At 61.8% G+C, this 18,695-nt stretch carries 14 protein-coding genes; 9 read left to right on the top strand and 5 right to left on the bottom strand.

Annotated features, from left to right (window positions below; genetic code table 11):
- Positions 1-20: 20 nt before the first annotated feature.
- The 5 genes from CQ12_RS27515 to CQ12_RS27495 all read left to right on the top strand — a co-directional run bounded on the left by CQ12_RS27515 (position 21) and on the right by CQ12_RS27495 (position 4,492).
- A complete protein-coding gene (locus CQ12_RS27515; RefSeq protein WP_057838424.1) occupies positions 21-1,436 on the top strand; it encodes a TolC family outer membrane protein in 1,416 nt (471 codons plus the stop codon).
- 128 nt (positions 1,437-1,564) lie between these two features.
- Positions 1,565-2,536, top strand: coding sequence for an alpha/beta fold hydrolase (locus CQ12_RS27510; RefSeq protein WP_057838423.1), 972 nt, complete (start codon positions 1,565-1,567; stop codon positions 2,534-2,536).
- Positions 2,537-2,582: 46 nt separating this feature from the next.
- The gene (locus tag CQ12_RS27505; RefSeq protein WP_057838422.1) at positions 2,583-3,005 is read left to right on the top strand and encodes a hypothetical protein; all 423 of its coding nucleotides are present in this window, start codon (positions 2,583-2,585) and stop codon (positions 3,003-3,005) included.
- Entirely contained in the window at positions 2,998-4,098 is a 1,101-nt protein-coding gene (locus CQ12_RS27500) for a hypothetical protein (RefSeq protein ID WP_057838421.1), read from the top strand. Before CQ12_RS27505 ends, CQ12_RS27500 begins: the two co-directional genes overlap by 8 nt.
- 55 nt (positions 4,099-4,153) lie before the next feature.
- A complete protein-coding gene (locus CQ12_RS27495; protein ID WP_057838420.1) occupies positions 4,154-4,492 on the top strand; it encodes a hypothetical protein in 339 nt (112 codons plus the stop codon).
- A 161-nt stretch (positions 4,493-4,653) separates the two neighbouring features.
- Here the strand turns inward: CQ12_RS27495 and CQ12_RS27490 are convergent, their stop codons facing one another.
- Positions 4,654-6,276, bottom strand: coding sequence for an arylsulfatase (locus CQ12_RS27490; RefSeq protein WP_063799823.1), 1,623 nt, complete (start codon positions 6,274-6,276; stop codon positions 4,654-4,656).
- Between the two features lie 723 nt (positions 6,277-6,999).
- Here CQ12_RS27490 and CQ12_RS27485 point away from each other — a divergent pair.
- The 3 genes from CQ12_RS27485 (at position 7,000) to CQ12_RS27475 (ending at position 10,034) form a co-directional block, all read left to right on the top strand.
- Positions 7,000-8,934, top strand: a complete 1,935-nt coding sequence (locus CQ12_RS27485; protein WP_057838418.1) for a sensor histidine kinase — start codon at positions 7,000-7,002, stop codon at positions 8,932-8,934.
- Positions 8,931-9,557: a response regulator transcription factor gene (locus CQ12_RS27480; RefSeq protein ID WP_057838417.1), complete on the top strand. Its 627-nt coding sequence runs from the start codon at positions 8,931-8,933 to the stop codon at positions 9,555-9,557. The genes CQ12_RS27485 and CQ12_RS27480 overlap by 4 nt, the downstream gene beginning before the upstream one ends.
- Before the next feature lie 69 nt (positions 9,558-9,626).
- Positions 9,627-10,034, top strand: a complete 408-nt coding sequence (locus CQ12_RS27475; protein ID WP_057838416.1) for a response regulator transcription factor — start codon at positions 9,627-9,629, stop codon at positions 10,032-10,034.
- A gap of 220 nt (positions 10,035-10,254) precedes the next feature.
- Here CQ12_RS27475 and CQ12_RS27470 read toward each other — a convergent pair whose 3' ends face one another.
- The gene (locus CQ12_RS27470; RefSeq protein ID WP_057838415.1) at positions 10,255-11,853 is read right to left on the bottom strand and encodes an FAD-binding oxidoreductase; all 1,599 of its coding nucleotides are present in this window, start codon (positions 11,851-11,853) and stop codon (positions 10,255-10,257) included.
- A 269-nt stretch (positions 11,854-12,122) separates the two neighbouring features.
- On the opposite strand from CQ12_RS27470, the gene CQ12_RS27465 reads away from it, so the two are divergent.
- Entirely contained in the window at positions 12,123-13,088 is a 966-nt protein-coding gene (locus tag CQ12_RS27465; protein ID WP_057838414.1) for an amidohydrolase family protein, read from the top strand.
- On the opposite strand, the gene CQ12_RS27460 is transcribed toward CQ12_RS27465, so the two are convergent.
- The 3 genes from CQ12_RS27460 to CQ12_RS27450 all read right to left on the bottom strand — a co-directional run bounded on the left by CQ12_RS27460 (position 13,076) and on the right by CQ12_RS27450 (position 18,691).
- Complete coding sequence (locus CQ12_RS27460; protein ID WP_057838413.1) at positions 13,076-13,987, bottom strand: methylenetetrahydrofolate reductase; 912 nt, start codon at positions 13,985-13,987, stop codon at positions 13,076-13,078. The two genes, CQ12_RS27465 and CQ12_RS27460, sit on opposite strands and share 13 nt — an antisense overlap.
- A 15-nt stretch (positions 13,988-14,002) precedes the next feature.
- Positions 14,003-15,466: a hypothetical protein gene (locus CQ12_RS27455; protein WP_245310188.1), complete on the bottom strand. Its 1,464-nt coding sequence runs from the start codon at positions 15,464-15,466 to the stop codon at positions 14,003-14,005.
- 105 nt (positions 15,467-15,571) lie between these two features.
- On the bottom strand, positions 15,572-18,691 hold the full coding sequence (locus CQ12_RS27450; protein WP_057838412.1) for an efflux RND transporter permease subunit: 3,120 nt from the start codon (positions 18,689-18,691) through the stop codon (positions 15,572-15,574).
- Positions 18,692-18,695: the final 4 nt, after the last annotated feature.

Below are 18,695 nucleotides of genomic sequence, written 5' to 3'. Positions count from 1 at the left end.
CGTGTTGACTACGGGATCAAATGGCAAGGCGCGCCGTTAGCATTGGCTACGTTACGAGGCGGTTGCTTCAATCGAGCATTTGCCTTGCGGCAGGTTGCTTCGTGTTCGCGGCACCGGCCGCGCATGGCGAAAGCCTGCCCGACGCGCTGGCCAAGGCCTACCAGACCAACCCTGCCCTCAACGCCGAACGGGCGCGCCAGCGCGCGACGGACGAGAACGTGCCGCAGGCGCTCTCGGGCTATCGGCCGCAGATCATCGCGACGCTTTCCGCCGGCTTTCAGGCCGTGCGCAACCTGCTGCCCGACAACACCGTCCAGTCGGCGAACCTGAAGCCCTGGACCATCGGGGTGACTGTGTCCCAGACGCTGTTCAACGGTTTCAAGACTGCCAACAGCGTCCGCGTGGCGGAGCTGCAGGTGCAGTCCGGCCGCGAAGCGCTGCGCAATGTCGGCCAGGGCGTGCTGCTCGATGCGGTCACGGTCTATACCAACGTGCTCGCCAACCAGTCGCTGGTCGAAGCGCAGCGCGCCAACGTGGCGTTCCTGCAGGAAACGCTCGGCATCACCCAGAAGCGTCTCAATGCCGGCGACGTCACGCCGACCGATACCGCGCAGGCCGAGGCACGTCTGAGCCGGGGGCGCGCCGATCTGAATGCCGCCGAGGTCAATCTGGCCGTCAGCCAGGCGACTTATCTTCAGGTCATCGGCAACGCGCCCAACCAGCTCCGCACTGCCGATGCCATCGACCGCCTGCTGCCGCGCAGCCGCGACGATGCCACCGGTCTTGCGTTCCGGGAGCATCCGGCGGTGATGGCGGCAAGCTTCGATTTCGATGTCGCCTCCACGTCGATCCGCGTCGCCGAAAGCAGCCTGATGCCGACCATCACGCTGCAAGGCAGCGCCAGCCGCAGCAGGCAGTCCGACCCTACCCTGAGCAGCGCAGGGACCGACCAGGCTTCCATAACCGGCCAGCTCACCCAGCCGATCTATGATGGCGGCATGGCGGCCTCCCAGACCCGGCAGGCCAAGGAAATCGCGACTCAAAGCCGGCAGGTGCTGGACCAGGTCCGCAACCAGGCCCGCACCGCCGCGGTCGGCGCCTGGGTTGCCAACGAGGGCGCCAAGATTGCGGTCTCTGCATCCGAAGCCGAAGTCCGCGCCGCCACCGTCGCGCTGCAGGGCGTGCAACGGGAGGCCGCCGGCGGGCAACGCACCACGGTCGACGTGCTGAACGCGCAGCAGGACCTGATCCTGGCCAAGGCGCGGCTGATCGGCGCGCAGCGCGATCGCGTCATCGCCTCCTATACGCTGCTCAGCGCCATCGGCCGGCTCGACGTCAAGAATCTCGGCCTCAACACGCCGGATTATCTGCCTGAGGTGCACTACCATCAGGTGCGCGACGCCTGGCACGGGTTGCGGACGCCATCCGGACAGTAGGTTGTATTTTCTCCCGGTGTTAACCGGACGCTGATCATGTCGGGTATTTTCAGTCGCCAGTAACCGGCGTTGTTTTAAGACTCAGGGGTTCCCGCCCCGTTTTATTTCGATGGATCTTGCGAGGCCTCGTGGTTTCAAACATCCTGCGCTGGTCGGCCAACGGCCTGTTGATCCTCGTCCTGTCGATTATCCTTCTGATCACCTCGTTTCGCATGGCGGCGTCGATACGCGAGACCGGCATGCGCGCTCAACTTGCGCCAACGACCGGCCATCTGGTGCCGACACGATCGGGCGGCGTCTTCGTGCAGGAGAAAGGCCCCGCGAACGGCATTCCCGTGGTGCTGTTTCACGGCACGGCGGCGTGGAGCGAGCTATGGCGGCAGACCAGCGACGCGCTGGCATCCGCCGGCTTTCATGTGATTGCCCTTGATCTCCCCCCGTTCGGATTCTCGGATCGTCCCGGCAACTATACGCGGCAGGACCAAGCTGCCCGGATCAACGACGTGCTCGATACGCTGGAGGCCCCACCCGCCATCATCGTCGGCCACTCCTTCGGCGCCGGTGCCGCGACTGAGCTGGTGATGCGATATCCGGATCGGGCGCGCGCCTTGGTGCTGGTCGATGCGGCCCTCGGATTGACGGCCACGCCATCGGCCGCACCCTGGGTGATCCAGCCACAATGGATTCGCGAAATCCTGGTGTCGCTTACCATCATCAATCCGATCGCGACGCAAACGCTGCTGCAATCGATGATCGCCAAGAAGGAGCGCGCGCTGCCGGAATATGTCGCGATCCTGCAAAGGCCGCTGGCCCAGCGCGACAGCACGAGCGACATCGCCGACTGGCTCTACTACTTCCTCGGCAGCGACACCAACGCGGCAAGCGCGGACCGCACGGCCTATGCCAAGCTGGAAGTCCCGGTCGCTATCCTCTGGGGCGACAAGGACACGATTACGCCGGTCGAACAGGCCCGCGATCTCCAGACGCTGCTGCCGCCTGAAACGGACCTCACCTTGCTGCCCGGACTCGGCCACATTCCGCAGATCGAGGATCCCGGCATGTTCAACGACGCCCTGCTCAAGACGCTTGCAAAACTCTAGACTGGCAAAGATTCGACAAGCCTTACAGATTGCTGCCGGAGACATCATGGACATCATCAGACTGTGCGCCTGGGGCTATGCCGCCCTGCTCGGCTTCGTGATCCTCACCGGCTACATCCCGGCCTTCATCGACGCCAATGACATGATCTTCGGCCTGTTCCGCCGCACGTGGTACGCCGACGGGCTGCATCTGGTTTCGGCGCTATGGGCGGCCGCAGGGGCGATGACCTCGCGCCGCGCCTCGGAATTGTTCTTTCAGTTGTTCGGCGTGTTCTATTTCGCCGACGGCATGCTCGGCCTGCTCACCGGCAGCGGCTATCTCGATTTCGGCATCCTGATCAACGGCGTCCTCAACCTGCCGCTTTCGACGCGGTTCTTCGCCAACGCCCCGCATCTCGCCCTTGGCGGCGTGGCGATCCTGATCGGCTATTTGCTCGCGCCGCGGACGCGGACCGCCGTTCATGCTTAAATGGCTGCGGCGCATCCTCGCTGTCGTCGCAATCCTGATTGCGCTGACGGTGCTTTTGCCGCTGGCCTATATCGAGGGCACGTGCCGTCCGTCGTCCGGCACAACGGCAGCGAGCGCACCCGCCGTTACCCTGCCCGCGATCGATGAGGCGGGCTACCGGCGCAAGCTGAACAACACGTTCTTCACTTTTCCCGAATGGTACATCGTCTATTCCTTCGAGGAATTCGGCCGCTTCCTCGACCGCTCCAGCGAAAGCCATTTTGGCTATCTCGGCCACATCTTCGGATTCTGGCGAAGTTTCTGCACCATCAACCGCGCGGTGCCTGCGACGGGAGAATCGCTCGCCGAAGTGAAGACGATGATCTACATCATCGGCATCAGCTACTCCGTCGAATACGCCGTTAAGGGGTTTTACGAGAACACCATCGGTCGCGTGTTCGAATGGATCAGGGGCGAGAAGCGCACCCCGCAGGACGAGTTCGGCCGCGCCGTGCTGCAGGACTATGCCGCCTTCCTCTACACCGTCCCCTGGTACAAATATCCGTTCCGCGAAAAGCTCGACGGCCTGATGGCGATATCCGCGCCGACGCCGAGTTCATTGCGGACATGGGAGCGCGACTTCGCGCTCGGCGCCGAATATTTCGTCAAGATCGGCTATGCCTCGCTGATCCAGAAGGCACTCGACGCCGGCGGCGACACCGAGCCCCGCGACATCATGTTTGCAGTCGCGACACTGCCACCCGACGTGCTGGCAAAGGAGCCGCGCATCAAGCCGATCCGCGCGCTGACCCCGCAATGGCAATTGGTGCAGACGCCGCGCTACAAGGACTTTACCGACATCCTCAAGGGCCTGCTGGATCAGGGTTATGGGGTTGCGGAGATCGCAGGCAATCACGACATCCTCATCACCGTGATTGCCCCCGATGCCGCCAAACTCGACATCAAGGGCACGACAGAACTATTCTCGTTGGAATTGGATGCACGGCCCGGCTTCCGCCGCGCGGGCCTGAAGGCAAGGATCGACCGACTTGTCGATATCAACCGCGAGCTCAAGGCCAGGGGTGCAAGCATTGAGCACTTCTATGATTACTGACGAGCAGCAACGTGAGGGTTGGCGATGGGGTCGGGTTGCCGGCGCGATTGCACTCGTGATCGGCGGCTGGCTCGCAGTAGTCGTTGCGCTGACCTTCGGCTCGGCCCCGGGCAAGTCGATGGCCGTCATCGGTCCGCCATCGCAGGCACTGACAGCCATCGCAAAGGCAAATGGGCGTGTTCTCGCCTCGAGTGATTACGTCACTATCGCGCGTTCCGACGATGCCGACTTTGTCGCTCGCCTCTATGCCGCGGGCGCGCTGCTGGTGCTGGACGCCGAACAGGCCGGCGGTTGCACCGGCCTGTCACCGTCATTACGAGCGAAGCGACTTGTCCGCCGAAGCCTTGGCGAAGGCGGAAGCAATCCATCTTTGAGCCAGGCCGCGAACTCATAAATCTGCCTTGCCAGAGTCCGCTATGCTCCGATAGCGACCAACTTTCGCAGCCAGAAGCGGAAGTGGCAAAGGGAAGTTGCGTCAATAAAAAGCCGCCGAAAGGCGGCTTTGGATTTCGCATAAAAACTGCAGATCGGAGGGTATCAACGCCCCCCAGCCAACTAGCGAGGATCGCCGCCGCCGCCGATTCCCAACCCGATGTCTTTCTTCGGATATTTGACGAAAGTAGCTGCGTGAGCGGCCTGCAATTGGAGAATGGGACCGTAGAGCCACTCGTAGTCGCCATTGCTTCGAGTGAGACGCTCCTTGGGATCGCGATAGACGTCGAATATCCAAGGTGCAACTGCTATGGGCCCGTAGGTTGACATGCTGATGTTCGCGAAGGGCTGCTCGGATTGCACAACCTTGAAGTAGCCCTTGAAGTTTGCCCAGCGGATTGCCGAGAAATCGGCCTGATTGTAGGAAAACACTGCCTGACGACAAGTGTCGCCATCGTCAGCGAGCAAGAATGCCGTCTGGTTGACGCCGTCGATATAGCGTTCCGTCGGAATTTTGTTCTCGATACCTCCCAGAGCGAGCGACGTATTGAACAAATCCATGAGATCGAACAGTCCATCGCTGACGCGCCCCGGCTTGATCACGCCGGGCCAATAAGCAATGCCGGGCACTCGCACGCCGCCTTCCCAGGTCGTCCCCTTACCGGACCGGAAAGGCGTGAAACCAGAGTCAGGATAGGAATCTTCCTCAGGACCATTGTCGGAAGTGAAGAAAACCAAGGTGTTGTCGGCCTGTCCGGTTTCTTCAAGGGTTTTGGTCAGACGGCCAACGATGTCGTCTATCTCGACCACAGCGTCTCTGTAGGGCAACTTGGCAGCGCTGCGGCCAAGATACCCGTCGCCGGGATAGTTATCGAAGTGAACCTTGGCGAATGCATGGATCAGGTAGAACGGCTTCCTGGCCTGCGCAGCGCGCTTGATGAAGTCCACCGAAAAGTTGGCGAAGTCCTGATCGACGTTCCCCATTTGCTGGGGCGTCTCTAGCTTATAGGCAATCTTCAGATCGCCGCCCTTCTTTCCTTCGACGATTCCGTTGTATTCGCTCAAGCCCTTGAACGTCTTCAAGCGTTCGGCGTCGAGCATCAGCTGCGAATACTTTGCAAGGTTCATGTACTGCGTGTATTCGCTGACGACCGACAGAAAGCCGCGGAACTCGTCGTAGCCGACATCTTGCGGCTGCATCCCTTTGGCTTCACCGATATGCCACTTGCCGGACAAGCCGGTCACGTAGCCGTTCTGGCTCAGCAATTTCGCTGCGGTGACCTCGTCGGCCCACGGGTTTTTGGTTGGTTTATCGCTTGCAAGAAGAGGTCGCGTAAGGCCGCTCCGCGCCGGAATGCGGCCCGTCATCAAAGCCGCACGCGAGGGAGTGCAGACCGGTGTTGCGTAGGCCGACGTTAGCTTCAGCCCGCGGGCGGCGAGGCTATCGATATTCGGCGTCGGGGCTCCAAGCATCGCGCCGCCCCCGTATGCACCCGGGTCGCCATAACCCATGTCATCTACGAGTACGATCAGAATGTTTGGTTTTCGTCCGGTCCTGGCTTCAACCTGCCGTAACTTTTCCAAGGCCGCTTGTTGTTGAGTTGGACGTGGAATCGCAGGTTCCAGATAATCGGCGGTTCTGACCGTGCGGTCCCAGCCCTTTGCTTCTTGCGCCTGTGACGTCGCGGCTATCAATGTGAGCGAAGCGGCCAGCGAGTAGCGAAAAACATGCTTATTAGTTTTCATTGCGCATGCTCCTAGTTCAGGCACGCCGCCTTCGACGGCACCCTAGATTGTTTTCCCGCCTGCGCCGATGACCTTTACTGCGCTCGGGTCACGACGATGCTTCAGGCGGCTTCGCATTCGAGCGTCATGTCGTAGTCGGCGCTATCGTCCGAAAAAAGATGGACCTTGGTCCAGCAGGTAGCCCTGACTGTGCGAGGTCCCAACTTCGCGCGAGTATGACGTCACGCTGCCGCCATAAGCTCTCAACAGCGAATGGGAGCGCGCGGAAACTGGCGTGAAGTCGAAATCCGGCAAAATGTGTGTAATTTTCAAACCCGTCGACAAACCGCCGCAGTCGGCTGGGCTCGACAGGCACAACCCTATGTTTTAATTTGAGTATTGATTTCTACTAGACCGGATCGACCGTAGTGCGGGCTGACCATCGAAGTATTGGGCCCAGGGTCAAATACGCGCCACATCCGCGCGGCGTATCTTTTTTGGTCGTCCTCATTCTTCTGGGATCAGTTGCTATATCCCGCGCGCAAGACCGCCCGCAGCGCGTTCTCATCCTGCATGCATTCAATTTCACCTTTCCTGCCAACACGCTCATTGCGGACGCTCTTCGCCAGCGATTAACCGAAGCACCTTCCAGACGCGTCGAAATCGAAGCGGATTTCCTCGATCTGGCACGGCGCCCGGACGCAGCTCACGCCTCTCGTATGGCCGATTTCCTGCGCGAAAAATATGCCAATTGTAGTGATCGGCCCTGGGGGGGCACCATTTCTGATCAAATACCGCGACATGATCGCGCCTGGTGTCCCTGTTGTGCTTTCCGACATAACGCGCGCCACCTACGAGTCTCTGCAGCTGCCGCCTGGCTACACTGCGGTGATTACCGAATATAACCTGGAGAAGACGCTGGAACTCGCAGAGCGCCTTCAGCCCGATGCAAGACGGCTTGTGGTGATCGGTGGAAGTGACAGCGTCAGCGGCCGCTGGCGCGAGCGGATGCAGAAGGTCATTGTTGGCCGAAGTACAAAACTGGAGACGGCTTACTGGTTTGACCTTCCGTATGAACGGCTACTGGCGGACGTATCGCGGCTGCCGCCTGACACGATCGTCGTATTCCTCACTCACTTTTCGGACAGTGAGGGCAAACGCCTGGTCCCAAGAGACGTAGCCGCCGCGATTGCAACAGCATCCCCCGTTCCGGTGTATGGTTTCTTTGAGACCTACCTCGGCACCGGCGTTGTCGGAGGATATACCGATACATACAAGTCGGTCGGAACAACTGCTGCCGACATTGTCCTCGAAATTCTCTCGGGCACGGACGTCGCCAAAATTCCTCCGCGGGTCAATCCTGAGCTGGCCTTCCGCGTCGATGAGCGAGCTATGCAGCGATGGAACCTGAAGCAGACTAACCTGCCGCCCGATAGCGTGGTCATGTTTCATGTACCAGGCATTTGGGAGCAACATTACCTGCTGATTTCTGGAATCGCACTGGTCATTGCGCTGCAATCCATGGCCGTGGCGGGCCTGTTGTTTCAACGCCGCAGACGGCGGCAAGCCGAGGCATCGTTCAGGGAAAGCGAGGAGCGCATGACGTTTACCGCCGCTTCCGTGAATGCTGGCTTGTGGCAATTCGACCGGACGACGGACGAGTTGTGGGCGACCGAACATTGCCGCTCGATGTTCGGCCTCGGGAAGGGAGTTCCCCTCACGCGCGAGTCGTTCATTGCGGCCGTGCATCCCGAGGATCGGCGCGCTGCCGTAGCCACGTTGCGGGGGGCGTTGAGAGGACAGGCCGCCTTGACCGACGTTCGCGTCGTCCACCCCGGTGGCGAGGTGCGCTGGATCAGGGTGCGAGTTCGTTTTGAAGGAACGCCGGAACAACTCAGTGGACTTTTCGTGGACATTACCGACCAGAAAACCGCAGAAATCGAGGCGGAGCTGCAGCATCAGGAAGTCACCCATCTGATGCGGGTTTCAGTCATGGGTGAGCTATCGGGCGCGATAGCCCATGAGGTCAACCAGCCGCTAACCGCGATGCTGACCAACGCGCGGTCGGCGCTGTTTCTGCTCGACCAGGATTCCATAAACCGCGCCGAAATGGGCAACACGTTGCTCGACATTGTCAGCGAGGGTAAGCGCGCCAGCGAAGTCGTCCAGCGGTTACGCGGCTTGCTCAAGAAGGGCAAGCCCCGGTCCGAGGCGGTAGATCTCAACGAACTGGTCGGCTCGACCACGGCGCTGCTCCGCAACGAGTTGATCCGCCAGCAAGTGCTGGTCGAGACCGACCTTGCGACGAACCTCCCCGTAGTGTTTGGCGATTCCGTGCAGCTGCAGCAAGTGCTGCTAAACCTGACTGTGAATGCAGTGGATGCAATGTCGGCGACGCCCGTCCCTCAACGACGCGTGATGATCCGCACCCTTCGGAAGCCGGCCGGAGACATTCAGGTCCTCATCAGGGATCATGGACCTGGAATCAAGATGGCTAACGGAAAGCAGGCTTTCGCGCCGTTCTTCACCACCAAAGACCATGGCTTGGGACTCGGTTTGTCGATTTGTTCGACGATCATCCGCAAGCATGGAGGAACGATCAATCTGAGAAATGATGACGGCGGCGGCGCTGTCGCGGAGTTCTCGCTGCCCGCCCGTGTCATGATGGCGGCGCAATGACGAACCGTCCGTTTACAGTTTTCCTGGTCGACGACGATGCCGGCGTGCTCAAAGCGCTCGACCGGATGCTGCAGCTAAGGGGATATGAGGTCCGCTCATTCACTTCGCCACAGTTATTTCTTGCAAGTCACGACGCATCAGTACCCGGTTGCGCCGTACTCGATGTCGCCATGCCCGAACTGGACGGGTTGGCGCTGCAGCATGCGCTGACCGCGGAAGGATCGCAGCGGCCGGTCATCTTCCTGACCGGAGAGGGTGATATCCCAACCACCGTACGGGCGATGCGCGCCGGGGCCGTCGACTTCCTGACCAAACCCTTTAGCGACGTTGACTTGCTCGCCGCCATTTTACGCGCCGAAAAGGAAGATGCCGAAAACCGGACCGCGAACGCCAGCCTGAATTCGATTAACGCCAGGCTTGCGATGCTAACGTCCCGGGAACGCGAGGTGATGACGCATGTAGTCGCCGGCCGGCTCAACAAGCAGATCGCAAGCGATATCGGAACCGTTGAGAAGACCGTAAAGCTCCACCGCGGCAGGATGATGCGCAAGCTCGGCGTGCGCTCGGTTGCCGACCTCGTCCGCTTGGCCGAGAGAGCCGGAATTACCGCTGGCGGATCGTAGCTGCGATGTTGCGACAGTGGACCTTGGGCTAGCTCGACAATTGTCAGCGACGTAGCGGATAGTTCCCAGATGACGCAATCTTCGCCTTGGATTGCAATTGTAGACGATGATCCGGCAGTCCTGAAAGCCTTGGCCCGGTTCCTGAGGCTGCGCGCGATTGAAGTCAGGACGTATGTATCGGCCCAAGACTTCTTGGCATCGCTGCCCGAAAAAACCTCCGACGAGTTGCCCGAATGCCTGATCGTTGACCTGCAGATGCCGGAAATGAGCGGCCTTGAGCTGCAACACCACCTCAACCGCGCAGGTATCCGGATTCCGACCATCGTGATTACCGCAAGTCGCGAGGCCGAAATGCGCGACCAATGCGAGGCCGCTGGAGCCGAGTCGTACTTGCTCAAGCCGCTTGAGGATACTTCCCTGCTCGCAGCAATCAATGAAATCAGGGCCATGCCCGATCAGCGCAAGCGTCCGAGATAATTGCCGAAACATGTCCGGTTGGGGTCATTCACGACCGGGTCGAGTCAGCAGCAAGTCCGGCTACGTCCGTGATGCCGTCGAAAGCGGAAGTAATTCAGGGCATATCGCTCCACTACGGCGCGGTCCGCCCTAGCTTCGGAAAGATCTAGATTGCTGCGTCCCGCAGCCGGATCGCGCGCGAGTACGCGCGGCCCGTTGGCCCTCGCAATGACGGGCAGAACTACGACGCGTACTTCTGATAAAACGTATTCGTAAACAATTCGCCCGGATCATACTTCCGCTTCGCCGCGAAGAAGTCGTTGATCTGCGGATACGAGCGCTGCAACTGATCCTTCGAATAGTAGAGCTGATACGGCAGGAAGAACCGGCCCTTGTGCGCGATGGTGAGGTCGATCAGTTCTTCGGTCGCCTTCTTCATGCGCCGATTGCCCTCATCGTCCGTGGTCTGGTTGATGTAGAGCACCAGCGAGAATGCCGGCTCCGGCGAATAGGTCAGGAAATTGTTCTCCTGATGCACGACGCGCACCGACGCGTTGAGGAGATTGGTCCTGTTGTCGGTCAGCACCTTGCGCATGCCGTCGACAAACGAAACGAACTGGCTGCGCGGGATGAAGTATTCGTGCAGGATGTCGGTATCGTCGGGCAATGAGTTGCGCAAGTAGGGCACGGAATCGTGCATCGGGTCGTTGCGGTTGACGAGGCAGGCCTCCGCCGAACCGATCGCCTGCGCGCGCGTCACCGTGCAGCTCTCCATGCGATGCTCGATGTGCTTCTCGGACAGCCACTTCATTTCCTGAAACAGCGCGCCCTGCTTGGACAGGTTGATGGTGAGCCGCCGCAATTTGGTGCCGCTGACTTCGCCAAGCGGCTGGCGTTTGAAATCGGTACCGTCGACCCTGGTGTAGGTGTACAGCAGCAACTCCTTCAGGAACGAGCTTGGCGCGGTCGAGAGATGGCCGTACATCAGGCCGATATTGCCGTCCTTCTCGATCTCCTTGGCGAACAGCGCCGGGAATTCCTTGTAGTCCATCATGCGGCGGCCGGTCTGGTAGACCAGATTGTCCGCGATATCGAGCTCGGCTTCGACGATGACGCCGAACAGGCCATAGCCGCCCACCACGAGGTTGAACAGATCCGGGTTCTCGGTCGCCGACACCGTGCGCAGCGACCCGTCCGCCAGCATCACCTTCATCGACCTGATCGATTTCGCGAGCGCGCCGGCCTGATGATCCATGCCATGGGCATTGACCGAGATCGAACCGCCGACGGTGAAGATGTCGGTAGACTGCATGGCGCGAACCGCAAAGCGCGGGTGCAGCACGTTCTGGATGTCGTGCCAGGTCGCGCCCGGCTGCACCGTGACCGATCGCGAACTCTCGTTGAGCACGATCTTGTTGAAGCCGCGCATGTCGAGCACGATGCCGCCCTTGCGGAAGGCGTGCCCGCCCATGCTGTGGCGCACGCCGGCAGTGGTGACGGAAAGCTTGTTGTCGCGTGCGAAGGCCAGCGTCTTGGCAATGTCGTCGACACTGCGGACATCGACCACGCCGTAGATCTCGGTTTTGCTGAGGCAGCTCGCATCATTGATGCTGCCGCCGAGCTGCGACCATTTCACGTCCTTGAGCGGCGCAATCGCCTTGATCCGCGCCAGGTCGATTTTCGCCTGCTCACCACCGCCAACCGCCGGCCCGCAATCCTTTTCCCCGTTGGGATCGGCGGCCAGTGCCTGAAGCTTGCGATAGCTGTAAATGCCGAGCAACACGACGACCACGGCAACGACCGACGCGCCGGTTTTGAACTTTTGTGAAAATTTTCGCATGAAGTGATTCCAGAAGGGAGCGAGATATTCCGGGCGGGCGGATGATTAGTCAAATCGAGGCGTCTTCCGGTTCGATGGACCGGCTGCGTTACTGAGCCGATAGCCCGAAGTACGGCTGCCCTTCCCGCGCCGCACTTCTCCCGATAAGCTCCCGGCCGCTCAGCGGGCGAAGCACGCCCGGCGCCGAGGATGGGAGAACGCTGGAGCTGACGGGTCCGAGGCCCTGTCCAGACGCCAACAATCAACAACAATATCCAGGGAGAACACCAATGCTGACGCGACGCAGTATGATGCTTGCCTCCATCGCAGCCGGAGTATTGATGAATAACAGAACCGCCTCTGCCAAAGCGGCGCAGCCCGCGACGCCGGTGAATTTCGACGTTCCCGCGGGTGCCTGCGACTGCCATACCCACATTCACCCCGATCCCGAAAAATTCCCGTTCTTCTCCGGCCGCGTCTACACGCCCGAACTGGCTTCGCCCGAGGAAATGACCGCGCTGCACAAGGCGCTGAAGATGGAGCGCGTGGTGATCGTCACGCCCTCGATCTACGGCACCGACAACTCGGCAACATTGTTCGGCATGGCGGCGCGGGGACCGACTGCGCGCGGCGTCGCCGTGATCGACGATAAGACGTCCGAGAGCGATCTCGATCTGATGGGCAAGGCCGGCATTCGCGGCGTCCGCCTCAACCTCGCAACCGGCGGCGTCAACGATCCGAACGTCGCGCGGCCGCGATTTACGACCGCCGTGGAGCGCATGAAGGCGCGCGGCTGGCACGTGCAGATCTACACCAACCCGGCGATGATTTCAGCGGTCAAGGACCTGGTCATGGCCTCGCCGGTGCCTGTCGTGTTCGATCATTTCGGCGGCGCGCAGGCGGCGCTTGGCGTCGAACAGCCGGGCTTTGCCGATCTCGTGGATCTCGTGAAGTCGGGCAAGGCCTATGTGAAGATTTCCGGCGCCTATCGCTCCTCGAAACTCGGCGCCGAATACACCGACTGCATCCCGTTCGCCAAGGCGTTGATCGCGGCCAATCCCGACCGCATCGTCTGGGGCACCGACTGGCCGCATCCGGATTCGGTTACACCGGCCGGCAAAAAGGTCACCGACGTCACGCCGCTGTTTCAGATCGACGACGGGAAGCTGTTGAATCAGCTTCCGGTGTGGGCGCCGGATGCGGCGGTCCGCAAGAAGATCCTGGTCGACAACCCGGCGCAGCTCTACGGGTTCTGAAGCCCGGCGTGCGAGATCGCGGCCCGCTCCACGTGCTGGAGCGGGCCGTGTTCGGTGTCGCGCAGCCACGCACCGGCCTTGCGCAGGCCACCGAACGGAAACAGGTGGAATCCCGCAATTGATGCGGTCGCAGCCGGCGGTGCCGACCGCAATCCCCTGACGACATCATCCGGCCCGGTATCTGTCAGCAGGCGGCCGAACCGGCCGATCTGGGCCCGCAGCGCGCGCATGGAATTGCCGATGCCGCAGCGGAGCGCGAATTTTGTCAGCGTCGCCGGTGTCGCCGGCGCGGCCAGGCCGATAATGACCGGAAGATCGATGCCGGCGCGATCGAGGGCACCGATCCATTGCAGGATCGGCGTGCTCTCGAAGCAGAACTGCGTGACGATATCGACTCGTGTTTTCGTCTGCCGTCCCCAGTCGCGCCAACCGCCGAGCACTTTCATGGCGTCAGGAAGTTCGAGGAATGGATGGCCCTCGGGATGACCGGCCAAGCTGACGGACGAGACCGCGTGCGCCTCGATCAAGCCGCTGACGCAGATGTCGCGCGTCGACTTGAACGGGCCCTTGGCGGCGGCGACGTCGCCTGCGATCAGCAGGATGCGCGACACACCGGCTTCACCTCGCGCACGCGCCAGGAAATCGTCGAGCGCTTCCCGTGAGGCCAATTCACGCGCAGCGATATGGGGCACCGGATTGTAGCCGGCGCGGCGCAGCGCGGTAGCGGTTTCCACATTGTGGCGGTAATGGTCGCCCGGCAGGAACGTGATCGTGACGTCGGTACCAGCAGCGAAATGGTCGCGCAGTTCTGCAAGCTGATGCCCGCGCGAGGAGATTTCGACGGAGGCCGACGGCAGCAGCGCGGCCAGTCTGGGGGATAGCTGGTCGGAGACGGTCACGGACGCCTCCCAAACTCAGGCCGGCGCGCGGCGGCGCGAGATGACGTAGGTTTCGTCGTTGAACCACAGCCCGCCATGCTTCTTCAGCACGCGGTCCGTGGCTTCGAGATAGCGGCCGTCGCGAACCACTTCCGACAGCCTGTTGTCCTCGATCTGCGCCACATAGATCGCGGCGTTCCAGGCGGCGAACAGCGTCGAGGTGCCGATCGGTCCGCTGACCTCGTCCGGCAGGGTGTGCATGTGATAGCGGAAGATCGAGCGCGCATCCGAGGACGCATTGAAATTGTAGTGCCGTGCGGCCGCGCCAAGCTCGTGCTTGACCTGGCGCAGGATGGCGTAGCGATCGGTCTTGAAGGGATCGTCGCCCGGCCAGATCTGGTCGATGATCTCGCTGCCGGGGTCTTTGCCGTGCGAATGGATGCCGATCAGCCGCCCGCCCGGCCGCAGCGATTTGACCAGCGGGGTCACGACTTTCGAGGCCTTGAACTCGACGCTCGCCCGCGCCCGGTAGGGCTGCGAAGCGATCACGAGATCATAGTCGGCCATCACCCGCCCCGGACGCGGCATGATCGGATCGAGCAGGAACGAATGGTCCTCGCGCCGCAGCGTCAGGATCACCGGGCGCTGGTAGACCGGATTGCCCGTGGTTGGGCTGATGCCGGCGCGCCAGTTCTCGGCGAGGAAGCCTTCGAGCTCGCCGATCTGTTCGGCGAAGCCGTGTGCGGTGTTGCCGGTCAGCGTGACATCCTTCCAGATCAGGCCTTGCGCTGAGGTCACCGAGCGCGGCGTCAGCCACGGCGCCTCGGCGTAATAGAGGTTGGTGACGACCAGCACGGTGGCAGGATGCTCGAAAAGGCGGTCCGCCATCTTCTCCAGCATCAGGCGGACGTCTTCGTAGCTGATCTCCTTCGCCACGACATAGAGCGGCATCGTGGGGAAACGCGCATGCACTGCGCGCATCACCCGCGACAGCACGGTGCCGTCGCCGACCCCGGCGTCGAAGATACGCAGCGCCGGCGGCGCCGGCTGCAGATTGCCGAGCTCGAGCGAGATGCGGTTACCGACCTCGGATTTCTCGCTGCAGGTCGAGACGAACAGCAGATACTTTTGCCGGTTGTCGAAGAATCTGAAGCCTGGATGCGCAACCGCTGGGGCTGCGGCCGTGCCGTTTTGCGGCGTGGCCGATGGTGAATTGGTTGGCGCGTCGGCCGACGCAGGCCGGTGCTCGGCGAGATACGCGCGGACCTTGTCGAGCGTACCGGTCGTGATCCTGGCGCCGTCGCGCAGCCGCGATACCAGCTTGCCGTCGTTGACCACCAGCCGTCCGAAGGTCGATTCGGCCGTGCGCGTCTGACGGCAGAAGTCGCGGATTTCGCCGAGTATCTGTTCGGCCGTCGGCGCGGTCTTCGCAGGCGGTACATGGCCGTTCGTTGGCCCTGCAGAGATTTGGCTCGTGCCCTGGCTTTCCTCGATCCGCATGGCTTGCTCCTGCGGTTGTCCCTGCCGGTATCAAGGAACGGCCGCAGGTTTGCGTCAACCACAAACCGAGTGGGCAGAAAACATGGGCATCTGCCCACTCGGTTTCTAGCGCGCCCGGCGCGAGAACACCGAGATCAGCACCGGAAGCGTCACGAGGATGACGACCGGCGCCAGCATCATTCCGGTGACGACCACGACCGCCAGCGGTTTTTGCACCTGCGAGCCGATCCCCTCCGAGAGGGCCGCCGGCAGCAGCCCGACGCCCGCGACCACGCAGGTCATCAGCACCGGCCGCAACTGCAGTTCGCCGGTGCGGATCACCGCGCGCATCCGCTCATAGCCCTCATCGATGAGCTGGTTGTACTGCGACAGGATGATGATGCCGTCCATCACGGCGATGCCGAACAGCGCAATGAAGCCGATCGCCGCCGACACGCTGAACGGAATGCCCGAGATCAGCAATCCGAGCACGCCGCCGAAGATCGCCATCGGGATCACGCTCATCGCGAGCAAGGTGTCGCCCATCGAACCGAAATTGAAGAACAAGAGCACGCCGATCAGCGCGAGGCTGATCGGCACCACGATCGACAGCCGGCGGATGGCATCCTTGAGGTTGCCGAATTCGCCGACCCATTCGATCCGCGATCCCGGCGGAAGCTGCACCTGCTCGGCGACCTTGTCCTGCGCTTCATGGATCGCGCTGCCGAGGTCGCGGTTACGGACCGAGAACTTGATCGGCAGATAGCGTTCCTGCCCTTCGCGGTAAATGTAGGCGGCGCCGGAGATCAGGTTGATCGAGGCGACCTCGCTGAGCGGAATCTGCGTAATGCCGCCCTGCCCGGCCACGCCGATCCGCAAATTATGGATCGCCTCCGCGCTCTTGCGGTACTCCGGCGCAAGGCGAACGATGATCGGGAAATGGCGATCGCTGCCGGGCTCATAGATATCGCCGGCGCTGTCGCCGCCAACCGCGACCTTGATGGTGGCATTGATATCGCCGGGCGACAGGCCGTAGCGCGCCGCGCGGGCGCGGTCGATATCGATCTGGATCGTCGGCTGGCCGAGCGAGGTGAACACCGCAAGGTCGGTCACGCCCTGCACGGTACCGAGCACGGATTTGATCTTGTTGGCGGTATCGGTCAGCGCCTGCAGATCGTTGCCGTAGAGCTTGATCGAGTTCTCGCCCTTGACGCCCGAGACGGCCTCCGAGACGTTGTCCTGCAAATATTGCGAGAAGTTGAATTCGACGCCCGGGAATTTGTCCTGCAACTGCCCCAAGAGCTGCGCGGTCAGTTCATCCTTGTCGCGGGTGCCGGGCCATTCGCTGTTGGGTTTGAGCGGCGCGAAGAATTCGGCGTTGAACAGACCGGCGGCGTCGGTGCCGTCGTCCGGGCGTCCATGCTGCGACACCACCGATTCCACCTCGGGACGCGCGCGGATCATCCTGCGCATCTCGTTGACGTAGGCGTTGCCCTCCTGCAGCGAGATGGTGGGCGGCAGCGTGGCGCGAATCCAAAGATTTCCTTCTTCCAGCTTGGGCAGGAATTCCAGGCCGAGCAACCGCGCGAACGCGATGGTCATCAGGAAGAGTGCGGCAGCGCCGCCCAACACGATCTTTCGGTTCGCTATCGCCCACCTCAGGACCGGCATATAGAGCCAGTGCAGGAGCGCCATGAAGCGGGTCTCGGTTTCCTGCATGTGAGCAGGCAGGATGATCGCGCTCAGCGCCGGCGTCACCGTAAAGGTCGCAATCAGGCCGCCCGCCAGCGCGTAGGCATAGGTCCGCGCCATCGGCCCGAAGATATTGCCCTCGACGCCGCTCAGTGTGAACAGCGGCAGGAAGGCGGCGATGATGATGGCCGCGGCGAAGAAGATCGAGCGCGACACGTCGGCAGACGCCGACATGATGGCGTGGCTCTTCATCCCCATCGTGGTTTCGAAGGAGATGTGGCTCTGCTCGGCTTCCGACAGCGCCGTCGTCTGGGTCAGCCGCCGGAAGATCGCCTCCACCATGATCACGGTGCCGTCGACGATCAGGCCGAAGTCGATCGCGCCGACCGACAGCAGATTGGCGGATTCGCCGCGCAGCACCAGGATGATGACGGCGAAAAACAGCGCGAACGGGATCGTCGCGCCGACGATCAGCGCGCTGCGGAGATCGCCGAGGAACATCCACTGCAGCAGCACGATCAGGATGATCCCGACCACCATATTGTGCAGCACCGTATGCGTGGTGATGTCGATCAGGTCCTTGCGGTCGTAGATCCGCTCTATCCTGACCCCCGGCGGCAGGACGCTGGAGTTGTTGATGTCGCGAACGAGCTGTTCGACCCGGGCGATGGTCGGCGAGCTCTGCTCGCCGCGCCGCATCAGGACGATGCCCTGCACGATGTCGTCGTCCTGGTCGAGGCCGGCGATGCCGAGCCGCGGCTTCTCCCCGATCGTGACATGGGCGATGTCGCGGACCAGCACCGGATTGCCGCCGGACTGCGACACCATGGTGTTGTTGAGGTCGTCGATCGAGCGGATCAGGCCGACACCGCGCACCACGGCGGATTGCGCGCCGATGTTGACGGTGTTGCCACCGACATTGATGTTGGCGTTGCTGACGGCCTGCAGCACCTGCGGCAACGTCAGCCCGTTGGCGACCAGCTTGTTGAAATCGACCTGCAGCTCGTAGGTCTTGGTCTTGCCGCCCCAACCCGTGACGTCGATCACCCCGGGCACGGCGCGGAAGCGGCGCTGCAGCACCCAGTCCTGCAGCGTCTTGAGGTCCAGCACGCTGTAGTTCGGCGGGCCCTTCAGGCGGTAACGAAAAATCTCGCCGATCGGACTGAGCGGCGAGATGGTCGGTTGCGCGCCACCCGGCAGTGGCGGCAATTGCGCCAGGCGGTTCAGCACCTGCTGCAGCGCCTCTTCATAGGTATAGTCGAAGGAGAATTGCAGTTTGACGTCGGACAGTCCGTAGAGCGAGATGGTTCTGATGGTGCGCAGGTTCTTGATGCCGGCGACCTGGGTCTCGATCGGGATCGTGATGTAGCGCTCGATCTCTTCCGACGACAGGCCCGGGCTCTGCGTCACGATATCGACCATCGGCGGGGTGGGATCGGGATAGGCCTCGATGTTGAGCTGCCTGAACGCGATCAGGCCGCCGACCAGCACAGCGACGAACATGCCGACCATCAAATAGCGGCGGTTGACAGCTAGGGCGACCAGGCGGTCCATTCAG

It is taken from the genome of Bradyrhizobium jicamae, from assembly GCF_001440395.1.
GTDB lineage: Bacteria > Pseudomonadota > Alphaproteobacteria > Rhizobiales > Xanthobacteraceae > Bradyrhizobium > Bradyrhizobium jicamae.
This window is presented reverse-complemented; position numbering and strand designations above follow the sequence as displayed.